Here is a 16,091-nt window from a genome sequence, read left to right as displayed (position 1 = left end):
GAAACGAATGAGAGCCCTCGTCGCCGGGGCGGCCGGCTTCCTGGGATCCCACCTCTGTGATCGCCTTCGTCGCGACGGCGTCGAGGTTCTCGGACTCGACAACTTTTATACGGGTAGTCGCGAGAACATCAGTCACCTCGAGGATGACCCGGGCTTTGTTTTCTTCGAGCACGACATCACGCAACCGATCGATGCGGCTGCGGCGGGCCCGCTGGACGTCGTCTTCAACATGGCCTGCCCGGCTTCGCCGCTGACCTACCAGCGCGATCCGCTGTTCACCCTCGAGACGAACTACACCGGCGTGAGAAATCTCCTCGAACTGGCGCACCAGAAGGGAGCGACGATACTTCAGTCCTCCACCAGCGAGGTCTATGGGGATCCCACCGTCCATCCCCAGGTCGAAAGCTATTGGGGCAACGTCAACTGCTTCGGCCCCCGGAGCTGCTATGACGAGGGTAAGCGAATCGCGGAGACGTTGATGCTCGAGTACGCGCGCCGCTATGGCGTCCGAATCAAGGTCGTCCGCATCTTCAACACCTACGGCCCGCGGATGGACCCCGCGGACGGGCGCATCGTGGCCACCTTCATCACCCAGGCGCTGGCGGGTGAACCGATCACGGTGTTCGGGGATGGCAGCCAAACCCGGTCCTTCTGCTACGTAGACGACCTCATCGAGGGACTCGTGAGAATGGCCGCCAGCGACCCCTCGTTCGTCGGACCCGTCAACCTTGGCAGCAGAGGCGAATTCACCGCCGAGCAGGCCGCAACCCTCATCAAGGAAATGACCGGATCGACCTCGCCCACCGTTTACCAGCCCCTGCCTCCCGACGACCCGAAACAGCGCCAACCAGACATCAGCCTCGCCGCGTCCGAGCTCGATTGGGCCCCGAAAGTCACTTTCGAGGAGGGTGTCGCGCGGACGATCGAATACTTCAAGCCCAGAACCACCCCGAGGACCGGACTGTGACAACGACGCCCCCAATCATCTTCATCGTCTTCAACCGGCCGGACACCACGCGGCAGGTGTTCGAGACGATCCGGGCCGCAAAGCCCCAGAAGCTGCTGATCGTTGCCGACGGACCCCGTGCGAATAGGCCCGGCGAGGCTGAGAAGTGCTCAGAGACACGCGAAATCGCCAAAGAGGTCGACTGGGACTGCGAAGTCCAGACCAATTTCTCGGACACTAACCTGGGGTGCCGGTTGCGTGTCTCTTCCGGCATCGGCTGGGCCTTCGACCAAGTCGACAAGGCGATAATCCTCGAGGACGACTGCGTGGCCTCGACTTCGTTCTTCCAGTACTGTGCTGAACTCCTCGATCGCTACGAGAGCGACGAGCGCATCATGATGATCTCCGGGGACAATCATCTATTCGGGCGCGTGGCGACGTCGGACAGCTACTACTTCTCCAGATATCCACACGTGTGGGGGTGGGCCACCTGGAGGCGGGCCTGGGCAAAGTATGACCTCAACATGACGCGCTGGCCGGAGATCAGGGATAGGAAGCTCTTTGACCAATATCTTCCGAGGCGCAGTGAGCGTTACCAGTGGGAATCGGTCTTTCAAAGCGTTTACGACGGCAATATCGACACCTGGGATTACCAGTGGGTTTACAGCATATGGGCCAACGCGGGCCTTTCCGTTGCGCCTACCCGGAATCTAGTACGCAACATCGGCTTTCACGCCGAGGCGACGCACACGACGGGGGACACTGTTTACTCCTCGCTGGACGCTGAAGAATTGCAATGGCCCCTCACCCATCCGGCGATCGCGCTGGCGAGCTCTGACATAGATGAGCTGGAGGCGAAACTTCGTGTTGCGCACTCAGACAGCTCGCCGTTGCGGTTCAATACCGCGGCCTCCGCCATCAAGCTGCTCGCCAATCGGGCGACTAAGCGCCGGCAGAACCGTTAGCCGGCCTCGTTATGACCTAGCGAGCGTCGGCTTGTCGATCCACGGCTTGCCCTCACACTCCAGTGCGGTGATGTCGGCGTCCACCATGAGCCTCGCAAGCTCGCCAGTGTGAACAGACGCCGTCCAACCAAGCGTTTCGGCGGCCTTTGACGCGTCGCCGATCAGCGCGTCCACCTCCGTGGGCCGCAGATAACGCTCGTCGAACTTGATGTGCTTCTGCCAATCCAGTCCGGCGTGCTCGAATGCCGCTTGGGCGAACTCACGCACGGTGTAGCCGCGTCCCGTCGCCAGAACGAAGTCCTCCGGCTCGGACGCCTGGAGCATCCGCCACATGCCTTCGACGTATTCGGGCGCGTATCCCCAGTCGCGGACCGCGTCCAAATTGCCCATGAACAGCTCGGACTGAACGCCGGCCTTGATGCGCGCCACGGCCCGGGTGATCTTGCGGGTCACGAACGTTTCGCCGCGCCTTGGGGATTCGTGGTTGAACAAGATGCCGTTCACTGCGAACAATCCGTACGCTTCCCGGTAATTGCGGGTCGCCCAATACGAGTAGACCTTCGCGGCACCGTACGGCGAGCGCGGATAGAACGGCGTTAGCTCGTTCTGCGGTGGCGGCGACGCGCCGAACATCTCCGACGAGGACGCTTGATAGAAGCGGCAGTGCACCTTGGAAAGCCGGACGGCCTCGAGCAGTCGCATGGATCCCATGCCAGTGGTGTCGCCGGTGTGCACGGGCTCATCGAAACTGACGCGCACGTGCGACTGCGCCGCGAGGTTGTACACCTCGTGCGGTTCGATGGTGCTGAGCAAAGTGACCAAGCGGGTTCCATCGATGAGGTCCCCGTAGTGCAAAAACAAGCGGGCATCGGGGTCGTGCGGGTCAACGTAGAGGTGATCGATCCGCGAGGTGTTGAACGTGGAGGCTCGGCGGATGAGCCCGTGGACCTCATAGCCCTTGCTGAGCAACAGTTCGGCCAGGTAGGAGCCATCCTGCCCCGTGATTCCAGTGATCAGCGCTCGCTTCACCAATTTCTCACCCCTGTCGATGCAGACCTCTGCCCAAGTCCTTGGATCGTGGGCCCACTGGCGCTACTCCGCTACGCCCCGCATTGCCGTCGCTTCATAGTAGAGGTCCTACCCAGCGCGAGTTGGTGCTACAGCTGGCAAACGGGCGCCGAACGGCGCCCAGGTTAGTTACATTGTGGATACGGTCGACCGCTCGGCGCAGCCGGTCGCTGGCCATGGCATCGAGCTATGACTGCCTTCTTCCGCACTCGTCGATATGCGGAAGACGTTTGGGAGGGTGGGTATGTCCGTGCAGTGCCGAATTTGCGGTTCCGCTGCCAGGACGGCGTTCGAGCACGAGGTGCTTGGCAAGCACGAATGTCGCTACTACTTCTGCGCTGACTGTGGCGGACTGCAGACGGAAGAGCCTTACTGGCTGGAAGAAGCCTATGACAGCCCCGTGGCGTCCGCAGACACGGGAATTCTGGTCCGCAACCTCGACTTGGCACGGGTGACGTCGCTGGTCTTGTTTTTCCTGTTTGACCACCGGGGTCGGTTCCTGGACGCGGCCGGGGGCTATGGCATTTTCACCCGCCTGATGCGGGATATCGGCTTCGACTACTACTGGGCCGACAAATACAGCCCCAACCTGGTCGCGAGGGGCTTCGAGATGAGCGAGGCGGGGGAGCTACCGTACACAGCCGTTACCGCCTTCGAAGTGCTGGAGCACCTGCCAGACCCGGTGGCCTTCGTAGATGAGCTCCTGGGCAGCTCCGGCACCGACACGATCATCTTTTCGACGGAGCTGTTCTCCGGCGAGCCTCCCGCTCCGGACGCGTGGTGGTACTACTGCTTTGCCACCGGACAGCACATCAGCTTCTATCAGAAACGGACGCTGGAGCTCATAGGAAAGCGCTTCGGCATGCGCCTGTACAGCGCGGGAACGTTCCATATCTGGACGCGAGCAAAAATCAACCCGCTGGCCCTGCGTTTCCTAATGTCGCCACGTGTTTCAGGACTTCTGTCCTGGTTGCCGCGCCGCGCGCTCGGTTCCCGCGCCTGGGCCGACCACGAGCGGCTGATAGCTGCCGTCACGGGCTGAAACCCGGCGTGGGAGTCGCCTGCGGCGAGAGTTACACCAGGTCGCGATAGATCTGTGCGGTGGCCGCCGCGCAATCATCCCACGAAAAGGATGCTAGCCGGGCCTGGCCGCGGTCCCGCAGATCCGTCCGCAATTCGTCGCTGGTCACGACGCGTTCCAGGGTCGCCCGCAGGTCCTCGACGCTGTTGGGATCGAAATAGGCCCCGGCGTCGCCCACCACTTCCGGGATGGGGCCCGCATCGCTGCACACGACCGGACACCCATAGCTCATGGCTTCGAGCGGAGGAATCCCGAACCCCTCGTACTTGGACGGATAGATGAACGCGGTGGCCGACCCGTAGCGCGTGACGAGCTCACGATCCGATCCGGACTCGAACCGCACCCTGTCCGTAACACCGAGTCGCTCGATCTCTTCGAGCTCATCGGGCAGCACCGGCTGTCCGCCGAAAGCCACCAGGTCGAATTCCCGCAATATCGGAGAGCTACCAAAGGCTTGCAGCAGAGATTTGAAATTCTTGTAGCCGTAGCGGTTTCCCACATAGAGCAGGGAGGGCCTGCCCGTATGTTCCTGCTCGGCGGGCGTGTCAACATCCACCGAATAACCCAGGTGGACAACGCTTGTGCGCGCCGGGTCGACGCCGAAGAGACTGACGAGATCTCGGCGCGTGTTTTCGGAAATGCAGATGACGTGGTCGGCGCGATTGATGGCGGCTCGCTTGGCAGCGGTTGCTTGCGCGGCGTCGGGAAACTCTTCGGGGAACAGCTCGTGGATCATGTCGTAGACGGTGACAACGCGGCGCCGTGCCCTACCGATGGGCTTGATGGCGTAGTAGGTCTCGTGGAGGATGTCTGGATTCGCCTTCCGCAGTGCGATCGGCACGGCGAACCGGTTGACGGCCCCTACGACGCGCGCAGTGTCTTTGAAGGTGTACGGGACATACCTGCCCCGCGTGAAGGGGCGGGCGGAATCCGCCGTCAGATAGTTGTTGACGTGCAGCGGAGCCACGATGGACACCTCCGACACGTTGTGGTCCGGCAGGCGGCGAGCGAGCTCGAAAAAGTAGCGCGAGACGCCGCCATACCGCTGGAAAGCGAAGATCTGGTGGTCGAACGCGACTTTCACCGGCGCTCACTCAAAGCCCACTCGGCCTCCACCATTGCCTTGACGACGTCGGGCATCCGGTAGGTCGGCGACCAGCCGAGGACTTCCCGTGCCCGCGATGCATCGCCAAGCCCTTCTGCGATGTCTGTCGGGCGCACCAGTGCCTCCGAAAGGTCCGTATGCTCGCGCCAGTCCAGTCCGACCTGCGCGAACGCAGTCTCCGCAAACTCTCCCAGCGTGTGGCTCTCGCCTGTCGCTATCACGAAATCCGAGCCGCGCGACTGTTGCAGCATGCGCCACATCGCGTCCACGTATTCGGGAGCCCAGCCCCAGTCTCGTTTGACTTCGATGTTGCCCAGCGTGAGACGCGAGGGGGCGCCCCTGGCGATGCGGACCGCCGCCGCGACGATCTTCTTCGTCACGAAACGTTCCGGGCGCAAAGGGGACTCGTGGTTGAACAGCACGCCGGTGCTCGCGTGCAATCCGTATGCGTCGCGATAATTGGCAACCAGCCAATGCGCCGTCGCCTTCGCCACGGCGTAGGGGCTACGGGGACGAAACGGCGTCTCTTCGTTCGCCGCGCGACCTGCCGTGTCGCCAAAGCACTCACTTGACCCGGCGTTATAGAAGCGGATCGGTTCGTCGAGAAAGCGTATCGCCTCAAGGAGATTCAGCGTCCCCGCGGCGATGCTTTCGAGCGTTTCCACGGGTTGCTCGAACGACAGGCCGACCGAACTTTGCCCCGCCATGTTGTAGACCTCTTGCGGATTGGTCCTGCGCAGCACGTTCAGGACGCTGCGAAAATCGTTAGCTGCCATGGATTCCAGGCGCACGCGTTCCCGAATGCCCAGGCCCGCGAGATTCGCGAATCCACCGATCTGCGCGTCGCGTGAGGTTCCCCACACCTCGTAGCCCTTGTCGAGCAGCAGGCGCGCCAGGTACGCACCATCCTGGCCTGAGATGCCGCAGATGAGCGCCCTCATGCCGCCCTTCCTAGTTTTCCTGGCGCGGATACCCGTGAGCACGGCGTATGCGCACGTTAAGCCGCCATTGGCCCCTATTGAACCATCCAAGGTGCCGTCGGAACCCCTGGATCACCCCCGGACGGGTAGCGCAATAAGTAGCCCGCTCCCCGGGTGCTCACACGTGGGCGCGGGGCCTGCGTTGATCGGGCGCCTAAACGCCACGTCGCACGGTTCGCCGACATGTTCGACGCTGTGGTGGTGGCGGTGCGCACGCCGTGGGCCAACGAACGAATTCGCCAGTAACGCCACGGGATACGCGGCAGCAATGTAGCGTCCTCAATGATGTGGGCCTTACTGGTGGTAGCCGGCTTGGGGATGGCGATCGATCCCGTGCGGCTGGGGCTTGCCGTCGTGATGTTGTCTCGGCGGCGACCCATGCTGAACCTGTTCGCTTTCTGGCTGGGCGGCATCGTATCGGGTGTCGCGATCGCAACAATTGTGCTGCTAGGGATGCGTGACGTCGCGTTGGCGGCCATCCGAGCCGCCTCAGCCGCCATCGCAGAGGTCAGGGCAGCGGTCATCATCTTCTCCGGCCCGCGCCTCATGATCACCGTCGGCGTGCTCTCACTGGTGATCCTGGCGGTCATGTTGGCCCGCGAACGGGCGGCGGCCCGGGTCCCGGTTGGGCCGCCAATCGAGACAACCGTGGGTGGCGGCAACACGGCGGTCCTGGTGGAGGACGAGCGCCCCAAGAGCCTGTTCGCGCGGCTAGGCGCGCGCACCCAGGCGATGCTGAGCGGCGATGCGCTCTGGCCGGCGTTCGTGGTCGGCGCCGCATCGACGTTTCCCCCCTACGAGGGCGTGATTTTGCTGACCTTCATCATGGCCTCGGGGACGGGCATCTTCACGCAGTTCTCCGTCTTCATCGTCTTCACGTTCATGGTGCTCGCGGTCATCGAGATTCCCCTGGTCAGCTACTTGGTCAGGCCTGAGAAGACCTTGGCGCTCATGCTGAAGATGCAGACCTGGCTGCTGACTTACCGCCTGAAGATCACCCAGGCCGTGCTGGGTCTCGGGGGGGTCGTGTGGGTGACCCAGGGTGTTGCCGCTCTCTGATAGCGCTGCCGAGGGCGCCACATCGGTGAATCCCGATCAGGTTGACGATCCGCCTGCAATCCCGCTGGTCTCGGTCTGCGTGCCGATGTACAACAACGGCGCCACCATCGAGCGTTGCCTGCGCAGCATCCTGGACCAGGATGGCGCCGACTTCGAGATCATCGTCGCCGACGATGATTCGTCGGACGACGGCGCCGCTGTCGCCGCCGCGCTGCTGCGGCCCGGGGACCGGCTGGTCAAGAATCGGCCCCGCCTCGGCCTCAACGGGAACCACAACAAATGCCTGGAACTGGCCCGGGGCACGTGCGTCCAGTTCGTGCACGGCGACGACTGGCTGCTGCCCGGCGCCCTGGCGACACTGGCGCGGTGCTTCGAGGACCCGGCGGTCGGGCTCGCGTTCGCCCCGCGCCAGGTGGTGGGCGACGACGAGCGGTGGCAGCGCCGGTACGGCAAGATGCACTCGCGCTTCCGTAACCTGCGGGAACGCAACGACGGACCGTCGTTGGTGCGCCAGGTCGCGCTGCGCGGCGCCAAGGAAAATTGGGTGGGCGAACCCACCTGCGTGATGTTTCGCCGCCAGCTGGCGCTCGACGCGGGGGGCCTGCGCACCGACATCTACCAGCTCGTCGACGTGGATTTCTGGTTGCGCCTGATGCTGCGGTCGACCGTTTGCTTTGTGCCCCGGGAACTGTCGGTGCGCAGCCACATGAAGGGGACCGAAACCACGCACCTGATGAAGTCCCGCGGCTACCTGCTCGATCAGCTGCGCATTCTCAGTTGGCTCGCAGTCGACCCGGCGTCTCCCCGCTCGATCCGAATCCTCGCGCGACTCTGGTGGTTTCCCGCGTGGCTGGCGCTGGCCGTGGAGATCGCGGTCTTCGGGCCGCAGCGGGCACAGCATCTGAAGACCTTGGCGCGGGCGCCTTTTCGCGAATTTTCCCGCGCCCGCGCGCTAGCCGTGGATTTCCGCGGCAAGGCCGAATTCCTCGAACGTGCGTGAGACGTCCTCGCGCAGCGCGGCTTGGGAGTTCGTCCGCCCGGCGAGGTAGGCGTTGACCGCGAGGAAGATCTTTCCGTGCACCCGCCCCGACGCGACGAACAGCTGGCCGCCCATGCGCTCGAGGGCACGCCGGTTGATGCCCGGTTCGATCAGCCGCCCGGCGGCGTAGTCGGCCTCGGTCCCGTCCGGGCGGTTCGTCGCCGGGGGCATGTCCCCGACGTTGGAGCAGCCGATGGGATGGCTGGCGGCACCCAATCCCATTCCCGCCGCGCGGCGCGCGGCCCATTTGGGCGCCAGCGCCGCGAGCGGCAGCGGTCCCAGCAGCTCCTCGGTGATCTCCGTCAGGTCGGCGAACGCCTGCTTGAACTTGAGACGGACCTCCCCGAGATCGGAGGACAGGTGGGCCGGGTCGACGGAGATGGTGGGGAACACCACCGCATTGCCGCGGGTGTCGTCCTCGGTGCGGTCGCTGACCGGGAACGCCAGCGTGACGGTTCCGTCGTCGCAGACGCGCCCCATTCGCACGCCGAGCCTGCCCGCGAACCCCGCCAGCAGCGTGAAGCTGTTCCCGCCAATGCCTTTCGCGCACGCGTCCCAGCGCGCCACGTCCACATAGGCCGTCAGATACGGCACCACGACGGGACGATCGGGGGCGGCCCGGCGCGGTGAAGGTGGTGCGGACGTCATCGAGGCGACGACGTCCTTGCGCCGGCGCCGGGCGATGCGCACCACCGCCGCCACCGCCCGCGCCAGCTCGGGAGCCGACGCGATCGTTTGCCGGGCATCCTGGCGCGCGGCCCGCCCGAGGCGGCGCGAATCGGGGGATGGGTAGCCCAGGTGGCGGGTCCGTCCGGTTGCCGCGTCGGAGATCGCCTGCAGGATGCCGAGGCCGTCGACGAGGGTGTGCGACGCCGTCAGGCACACCGCGGTCCCCCCGTCATCGAGGGGGAGGACCCCGATATGCCAACCGGGCCCGTATTCGGGATCCAGGGGCAGGCACGCCCGCTCATGAAGCCACGCGTTCAGATCCGCACGGGAGCGCGGTGTTTCGGCGATCTCGATGTCTTCGGGTCCCCGGGATACGACCCATCGATCACGGGCGAAAGGCAGCGGCGACGGTTCGACCAGCCGCCCCAGCAACCCGTATCCGAGATTTCGGTGGAAGCGGCGCAATCCGTCAATGTTTGCGGGGCGGTTGTAGATCCAGTTGAACTGCACGTGCGCCCCGTAGCCAAGCGCCCGCAGACCGAGGAAAGACGCCTGGTCCATGTGTGCGAGTCGATTGTCCACCGCGTACACAGTAGTTTATTCGCCACCAGGGGCGGAGCGCTTTGTGCGTGGGGGGAAACCGCGGGGCGGTGCGGTTGTAAGCTGCCCGTTCCGGGCCGTAAACGCTTTCGACGAAGGTAGTGTGTTCTCCGTGGTTCAGTCATCCATACCCGCTGTGGTGCGCGAACGCGCGAGCCTGCAGCCCAACGACGCAGCTTTCACATACCTTGACTACGACCAGGATTGGGACGGCGTCCCACACACCCTGACGTGGTCGCAGCTGTACAAGCGCGTCGTCAACCTCGGCGAACAGCTGAGGGCCAGCGCGTCGACCGGCGATCGGGCGCTCATCCTCGCTCCCAATGGACTCGATTACGTCCTGGGTTTCCTTGGCGCCCTCCAGGCCGGGCTGGTCGCGGTTCCGCTCTCGGTTCCCTATGGCGGTGCGCACGACGAACGCACCATCTCGGTGCTGGCCGACACCTCGCCCGCCGTCGTCCTGACGACGTCCGCGGTCATCGACAACGTTGCCGCGTCCGTGCAGTCGCAGCAGGGGCAATCCGCGCCCACGATCGTCGAACTCGATTTGCTGGACCTCGAGACACGGCAGCGGCCCACCGGCCCGCGGCCCCGACCCGGCGCCAACGACGGGTCGGACTTCATCTACTTGCAGTACACCTCCGGCTCCACCCGTACGCCCGCGGGTGTCATGGTCTCCAGCAAGAACGTCTTCGCCAACTTCGAGCAGATCATGGGCGACTTCTTCGCCCTGGAGGGCGGGGTGGCGCCTCCCGGCATGACGGTGGTGACCTGGCTGCCGCTCTACCACGACATGGGTCTGCTGCTGGGGATCATCATGCCGATCCTGGCCGGCGTACCGACGGTGCTGTCCAGCCCGGTGGGCTTCTTGCAGCGACCGGCCCGCTGGATGCACATGATGGCCCAGAACGACTGCACGATCTCGGCCGGGCCGAACTTCGCCTACGAGCTCGCGGTGCGCAAGACCTCCGACGACGACATGGTCGGGCACGACCTCAGCGTCGTTCACACGATCCTCAACGGCAGCGAGCGGGTGCAGCCGGCCACCCTCAAGCGATTCACGGACCGGTTCGCGCCCTTCAACTTCGATCCCCGGGCGCTGCGGCCCTGCTACGGCATGGCGGAGGCCACGGTGTACATGTCGACCCGCCAGGTGGGCGACCCGCCCGAGATCGGTTACTTCGATTCCGAGAAGCTGCCCGGCGGCGAGGCGGTGCGCTGTGAAACCGGAAGCGGCACACCACTGGTCAGTTACGGCGACCCGAAATCGATGTTGCACCGCATCGTCGACCCCGACACCGGTCGCGAGTGCCCGGAGGGCACGGTCGGCGAGATCTGGGTGCACGGCGAGAACGTCGCCGCCGGGTATTGGCAGAAGCCCGACGAGACCGAGCGCACGTTCCGCGCGAAGATCGTCGAGCCGTCGCCGGGCACACCCGAAGGCCCGTGGCTGCGAACCGGCGACTCGGGCTTCTTCTCCACCGGCGAGATGTTCATCATCGGCCGGATCAAGGACCTGTTGATTGTCTACGGGCGCAACCATTCGCCCGACGACATCGAGGCGACGATCCAGGAGATCACCGCGGGACGTTGCGCGGCCATCGCGGTGCCCGACAAGGGCGTCGAGAAGCTGGTCGCGATCATCGAGATGAAGAAGCGCGGCGGCTCCGAGGAGGAGGCCGCGGACAAGCTGCGCGGCGTGAAACGCGAAGTCACGTCGGCGATTTCGAAGTCACACGGGCTGAAGGTGGCGGATCTGGTTCTGGTATCGCCGGGTTCGATTCCCATCACCACCAGCGGCAAGATCAGGCGATCGCAGTGCGTCGAGCTCTACCGGCAGGACGAGTTCGTCCGGTTGGACGGCTAAGCGGATTACAGGAGCGGGTGCTTGCCGCGCCCGTTGCCGTTGGTGGGCTGCTGCGCCGGTGCGCCCGTCCCGAACAGCGGCAGCGGGTTGCCGAGGTCGTCGTCCGCTGATTGTTCGCTGTGTCCGTTGCCGTTCGAATGCCCGTTTCCGTTGGCGCCGACGGTGATTGGTCGCGGCGACAGGAAGTCCTGGCCGAACAGCGGCAGCGAGTGGCCGAGGTAGCCGTCGCCCCTGCGCTTGCCGTTGCCGTTGGGGGCCGGGCCATAATCCGGCGCCGCATCGCGAAGGTCGTCGGTCACGTGACCGGGCAGACCGCTGAGGTCGAACAGCGGAAGGGCGTGGTTGGAAATGCGTTGGCGCTTGGACCGTTTCCCGTTCTTGGCGGCCGCGACGCCGGGCGTCGGCTTGGCGGCGGCGGTGGGCCGGGTCCGACGCGACTTGGTCCGCGGCTTGTGCCCAGGGGGAACGAGTTTCAGGCGAACGAGCAGGTCGTCGGGAATCCACGGTTCATGGGCCCCGTTCGCCGCCGGGGAAGCGGCCGCCGGGGCCAACGCGGCCGGGCTGGGAATCACCTTCATCTTGACCAGTTGGTCGGTCAGCTGATCGAGCTGGTGCTGCTTCTTCTGGTGCGCCGCGACAACCTGGGCGGGCGTCTTGCCGAGGTGTGAAGGCCACCAGTTCTTCTGTCCGATCAGCGCGGCCATGGCCGGCACCGTGATCGAGCGCACCAGGAAGGTGTCGATCAGGATGCCCATCCCGAGGATGAAGCCGGCCTCGGCCATGGTGTAGATGCTGGCGCTCATCAACCCGAACATCGAGGCGGCAAAGATGAGGCCGGCCGAGGTGATCACGCCCCCGGTCGAACCCACGGTCCGAATGACGCCGACCCGCACGCCGTGCGGGGACTCGTCGCGGATGCGCGAGATGAGCAGCATGTTGTAGTCGGCGCCGACCGCGACGAGCAGGATGAACGACAGCCCGGGCAGGCTCCAGTGCAGGTTCTGCCCGAGCAGCAGCTGAAACACCAAGACGCCCAAACCCATTGCCGACAGGTAGGAAAGCAGCACTGAGCCGATCAGGTAGAGCGGCGCGACGACCGCCCGCAACAAGCCGACCAGGATCAGGAACACGATCATGATCGTGGCGAAGACGATGTAGCCGATGTCGTTGTTGTAGTAGTCACGCGTGTCGGCAAGCCCGCTCGGCAAGCCGGCCACTGCCACCTTGGCGTCCGAGAGATCGGTGTTCGGCTGCGCCGACTGCGCGGCCTTGATGATCTTCGGGATCTGGTCCATCGCGTCGGTGGTGAACGGGTTGATCGCGCTTTGGATCAGGTAGCGCGCCGAGTGACCATCGGGGGACAGGAAGATCGCGGCGCCCTGCTTGAACTCGTCCCGCGTCAAGATCTGCGGCGGGATGTTGAAACCGGACATCGATGGCTTGTTGTCGGTGTCGTGTTTCATGGTGAGCAGGAACTGCGACGCCTCGTTGAGGCCGCTACCGATCTGCCTGGTCGAATCGACGAGTTGCTTCACCCCGCCGGCGATGGCGCGGCTGCCGTCGGCGAGGGCGTTGGCGCCCTGCTGCGCGTTGGCCATGGTGGACTGGAGGTCCCGGATCGTCTTCATGGCGCTGGAGGCCTGGGTCAGGGTTTGCTGAGCGGTGTTCAGCGTCTGCCCCACGGTTTGTGATTTCCCGGCCGCTTGCAGGTTGCGGGCCATGATCTTGATCGAGTTCAGCGTGCCGTCATTGTTTGCCTGCACCATCGCGGCCAGCCCCGACCGCGAACTCACGCACCCGGGGTCGGCATTGCAGTCGGGGCTGTTGTTGAGGGCGTTCAACATCGGGGTGGCCCACGCGGCGATGTTTTCGGTGTTCGTGGTGGACATGTTGAGGTTGTCGCCGAGCGTCTTCATCCGCCCGGTGAGGGCGGCGCCCTGGTCGAGCGCGGCGATCGTGCTATCGCCGCCCGCCATCTGCTCCATCGCCGTCAGCGCCGAGACCGCCGGGCCCAGGCTGGAAACGGCGCCGCTGACCTGATCGCGCAGCATGGCCAGGGCGTCAGCCAGCTGATTGGAGCCGTTGACCAGCCGGTCCAGATCGCTCCCGTGCTCGGTGATCTGGCGGGATCCGTCGTCCAGCTTGTTGCCGACCTCGCCGGCCTGGAACGAGATCTTGGTCTGCTCCAGCGGTTCGCCGTTGGGCCGGGTCAGCCCCCGCACCATCGTGATGTCGGGCAGCTGGCTCACCCGGGCGGCCATCTGCTCGAGGTCGGCAAGGGCGGCCGGCGTCCTCAGGTCGTGGGATGGCGAATTGACGAACAACACCATGGGCGTCAAGGAGTTGGCCGGGAAATGGCGGTTCATCACGTCATATCCCTTGGAACTGTCCACCGACGAGGGCATCGTCTTGAGGTCGTCGTAGTTGAAGCGCATCACGCTGGTGCAGCTGGCCAACCCGATGAGCACGATCAGGCTGCCGATCAGGTGGATTTTTGGCCGGCGCACGACGCGCGTTCCCATGATCCGCCACACGCGAGTGGTGAGTTCGCGTCGGGGTTTGATCCAGCCGCGACGCCCGGCGAGCACCAACAGGGCGGGCAACAGGGTCACCGCACAGAAGAACGCCACGATGACCGAAATCGAAATGGCCGGGCCGACGGTCGAGAACACGTCCAGCTTGGTGAAGACCATCGCGAGGAATGCGACCGCGACGGTGGCCGCCGACGCGGCGATCACCTTGCCGATCGACATCAACGCCATCTTCACCGCTTCATCGGAATGGTGGCCGTGTCGCACGTAGTCGTGATAGCGGCTGATCAGGAAGACGGCGTAGTCCGTTCCCGCTCCGACCATGACCGCGGTCATCAGGACGAGGGACTGCAGGCCCACCGTCAGGCCGATCTCGCTCGCCGCGGACAAGACGCCCTGCGACGTTCCGATGGACGCACCGATGTTGATCAACGGGACCAACATGGTGATGATGTTGCGGTAGATCATAAAGAGAATGAGCAGCACGGCCGCCACGGTGAAGATCTCGATGAAGTGCGCGTCTTCCAGCGCCATGGCGGTCGCGTCGGCGATGGTGGCCAGTGGTCCGCTGACATGCGCGGTCAGCGAGGTTCCCGCGGTGACCTCTTTGGCAATCTCTTTGACGTGGTGGTAGGCCGCGATCGTCGACGGCGCGGTGCCGGCACCGGGAAACGAAATCGGCAGGATGAAGGCCTTGCCGTCCTTGCTCGCCAGGACTTCGCGCATCTGGGGGCTGGACAGGAAGTCCTGCACCGTCAGCTTGTCGGATTTGTCCTGTCGCAGCCTGTCGACCAGCTTGGCGTAGACGGCCTCGTCCGCGGGCGAGATGCCGTTCTCGTCGCTGAGCAGGATCATCAGCAGGGAACCGCCGCCGCCGAACGGGTTGTCGCCGCCCCCGTCCCCGGCTGCGTCCCCGCCTTTTTTGGTGTCTCCGGGGCCTTTAGCCGCGGAGTCGGCGCCGGGTGTGGCGAAGTCTTTCGCCATTTCCTGGTTGAGGAGCACCGTGGGGGCGTTGTCCGGCAGGGCCTTCGGCTCGTGCTTGCTGGCCTGCACCGGTAGCGGCGGAAACGCCAGCGCCAGGGTGGCCGCGACCCCGATCCACGCGGCGATGACAAGCAGGGGCCACCGCACGACGATGTCGCCTATGCGGTCGAAGATTCCCCCAGGCTTGGCTGCCTCGCCCGTGCCAGTCCGGCTCGACACCCAACCCACCCTACAATCCGGCCCACACTCGCGTGGGGTAATCAAGATCTGCGCGGCGACCGTGACATTGCTGTGATCTTTGGGTGAACGCGCAGGTCAGACGCGCAATTGCTGGTCGCGAAGTCGGCAAGGCGGCTATTCGGCGTGTAGTGCCGCGGATCCGTGCAACACTCTCCCCGTGGCTCTCAAATACCGCCTGCAATCCAACCCACTGGTCGGCAAGCTCACCACGAAGTACTTCTTGCCCCTCGGCACCCGCCAGGTCGGCGATGACGTGGTCTTCTTCAACTTCGGCTACGAAGAGGATCCGCCGATGGGCCTGCCGCTGGCGGCATCCGATGAACCCAACCGCTACTGCATCCAGCTCTATCACGTGACGGCCTCGCAGACCGATCTCACCGGCAAGAAGGTGCTGGAGGTCAGTTGCGGGGCGGGCGGGGGCGCCTCCTACATCGTGCGAAACCTGGGGCCGGCCTCCTACACGGGGCTGGACCTCAACCCCGCGAGCATCGACAAGTGCCGGGAACGCCACCAGCTTCCCGGCCTGGATTTCGTGCAGGGCGATGCGGAAAACCTGCCCTTCCCCGACGGCTCGTTCGACGCGGTGGTCAACGTCGAGGCCTCCCACCAGTACCCCCACTTCAGTCGTTTCCTCGAGGAGGTGGCCCGCGTGCTGCGGCCCGGCGGGCATTTCCTGTACACCGATTCGCGCCGCGCTCCCGTCGTCGCCGAATGGGAGGCGGCGCTGGCCAACGCGCCGCTGCGGAAGGTCTCGGAGCGGGACGTCGACGCGGAGGCCAAGCGCGGGTTGGACGCCAACACGCGGCGGACCCAGCAGCAGATCAGCGACCGCCTGCCCGGCTTCATGAATTCCCTGATCCGGTACGGCGTCGGGGTGATGGACTGGGATCTGCGCCGCGCCGGGGGGTTTTCGTACCGCGTCTACCACTTCGTCAAGGATTGATGGGCTCGACTCCG

12 protein-coding genes are annotated in these 16,091 nt (G+C 64.9%); 7 read left to right on the top strand and 5 right to left on the bottom strand.

The annotated features are described in order from the left end of the window. The first annotated feature begins 7 nt into the window (after nucleotides 1-7). Both AC5Y5E_RS05970 and AC5Y5E_RS05965 read left to right on the top strand, forming a co-directional pair. Entirely contained in the window at nucleotides 8-967 is a 960-nt protein-coding gene (locus AC5Y5E_RS05970) for a UDP-glucuronic acid decarboxylase family protein (protein WP_499902066.1), read from the top strand. Continuing rightward, entirely contained in the window at nucleotides 964-1,911 is a 948-nt protein-coding gene (locus tag AC5Y5E_RS05965; protein WP_499902065.1) for a glycosyltransferase family protein, read from the top strand. The genes AC5Y5E_RS05970 and AC5Y5E_RS05965 overlap by 4 nt, the downstream gene beginning before the upstream one ends. 9 nt (nucleotides 1,912-1,920) lie before the next feature. Here the strand turns inward: AC5Y5E_RS05965 and gmd are convergent, their stop codons facing one another. After that, nucleotides 1,921-2,940 (bottom strand): GDP-mannose 4,6-dehydratase, encoded by a 1,020-nt coding sequence (gene gmd, locus AC5Y5E_RS05960; protein WP_499902064.1) that lies wholly within the window; start codon nucleotides 2,938-2,940, stop codon nucleotides 1,921-1,923. 283 nt (nucleotides 2,941-3,223) lie between these two features. On the opposite strand from gmd, the gene AC5Y5E_RS05955 reads away from it, so the two are divergent. Then, the gene (locus AC5Y5E_RS05955) at nucleotides 3,224-4,021 is read left to right on the top strand and encodes a class I SAM-dependent methyltransferase (RefSeq protein WP_499902063.1); all 798 of its coding nucleotides are present in this window, start codon (nucleotides 3,224-3,226) and stop codon (nucleotides 4,019-4,021) included. A gap of 31 nt (nucleotides 4,022-4,052) precedes the next feature. Here AC5Y5E_RS05955 and AC5Y5E_RS05950 read toward each other — a convergent pair whose 3' ends face one another. Both AC5Y5E_RS05950 and AC5Y5E_RS05945 read right to left on the bottom strand, forming a co-directional pair. Further along, nucleotides 4,053-5,144 carry a glycosyltransferase family 4 protein gene (locus tag AC5Y5E_RS05950; protein WP_499902062.1) on the bottom strand — a complete coding sequence of 364 codons (1,092 nt, stop codon included), beginning with the start codon at nucleotides 5,142-5,144 and terminating at the stop codon, nucleotides 4,053-4,055. Then, nucleotides 5,141-6,106: a GDP-mannose 4,6-dehydratase gene (locus tag AC5Y5E_RS05945; RefSeq protein WP_499902061.1), complete on the bottom strand. Its 966-nt coding sequence runs from the start codon at nucleotides 6,104-6,106 to the stop codon at nucleotides 5,141-5,143. Before AC5Y5E_RS05945 ends, AC5Y5E_RS05950 begins: the two co-directional genes overlap by 4 nt. A 321-nt stretch (nucleotides 6,107-6,427) precedes the next feature. Between AC5Y5E_RS05945 and AC5Y5E_RS05940 the strand changes: the two genes are divergently transcribed. Both AC5Y5E_RS05940 and AC5Y5E_RS05935 read left to right on the top strand, forming a co-directional pair. After that, nucleotides 6,428-7,204, top strand: coding sequence for a GAP family protein (locus AC5Y5E_RS05940; protein ID WP_499902060.1), 777 nt, complete (start codon nucleotides 6,428-6,430; stop codon nucleotides 7,202-7,204). 25 nt (nucleotides 7,205-7,229) lie between these two features. Beyond that, entirely contained in the window at nucleotides 7,230-8,204 is a 975-nt protein-coding gene (locus AC5Y5E_RS05935) for a glycosyltransferase family 2 protein (RefSeq protein ID WP_499902059.1), read from the top strand. On the opposite strand, the gene AC5Y5E_RS05930 is transcribed toward AC5Y5E_RS05935, so the two are convergent. After that, a complete protein-coding gene (locus AC5Y5E_RS05930; protein WP_499902058.1) occupies nucleotides 8,157-9,494 on the bottom strand; it encodes a hypothetical protein in 1,338 nt (445 codons plus the stop codon). The two genes, AC5Y5E_RS05935 and AC5Y5E_RS05930, sit on opposite strands and share 48 nt — an antisense overlap. 130 nt (nucleotides 9,495-9,624) lie before the next feature. Between AC5Y5E_RS05930 and AC5Y5E_RS05925 the strand changes: the two genes are divergently transcribed. Continuing rightward, nucleotides 9,625-11,379 carry an AMP-binding protein gene (locus AC5Y5E_RS05925; RefSeq protein WP_499902057.1) on the top strand — a complete coding sequence of 585 codons (1,755 nt, stop codon included), beginning with the start codon at nucleotides 9,625-9,627 and terminating at the stop codon, nucleotides 11,377-11,379. Nucleotides 11,380-11,384: 5 nt separating this feature from the next. Here AC5Y5E_RS05925 and AC5Y5E_RS05920 read toward each other — a convergent pair whose 3' ends face one another. Further along, nucleotides 11,385-15,068 (bottom strand): MMPL/RND family transporter, encoded by a 3,684-nt coding sequence (locus AC5Y5E_RS05920; RefSeq protein WP_499902615.1) that lies wholly within the window; start codon nucleotides 15,066-15,068, stop codon nucleotides 11,385-11,387. A gap of 256 nt (nucleotides 15,069-15,324) precedes the next feature. Here AC5Y5E_RS05920 and AC5Y5E_RS05915 point away from each other — a divergent pair, with 256 nt between their 5' ends. Beyond that, on the top strand, nucleotides 15,325-16,077 hold the full coding sequence (locus tag AC5Y5E_RS05915) for a phthiotriol/phenolphthiotriol dimycocerosates methyltransferase (protein ID WP_499902614.1): 753 nt from the start codon (nucleotides 15,325-15,327) through the stop codon (nucleotides 16,075-16,077). Nucleotides 16,078-16,091 lie beyond the last annotated feature (14 nt).

The sequence above is a fragment of the Mycobacterium sp. NGS54 genome, assembly GCF_059812465.1.
Note: the sequence above shows the minus strand (reverse complement) of the source record. Positions and strands in the feature narration are given on the sequence as shown.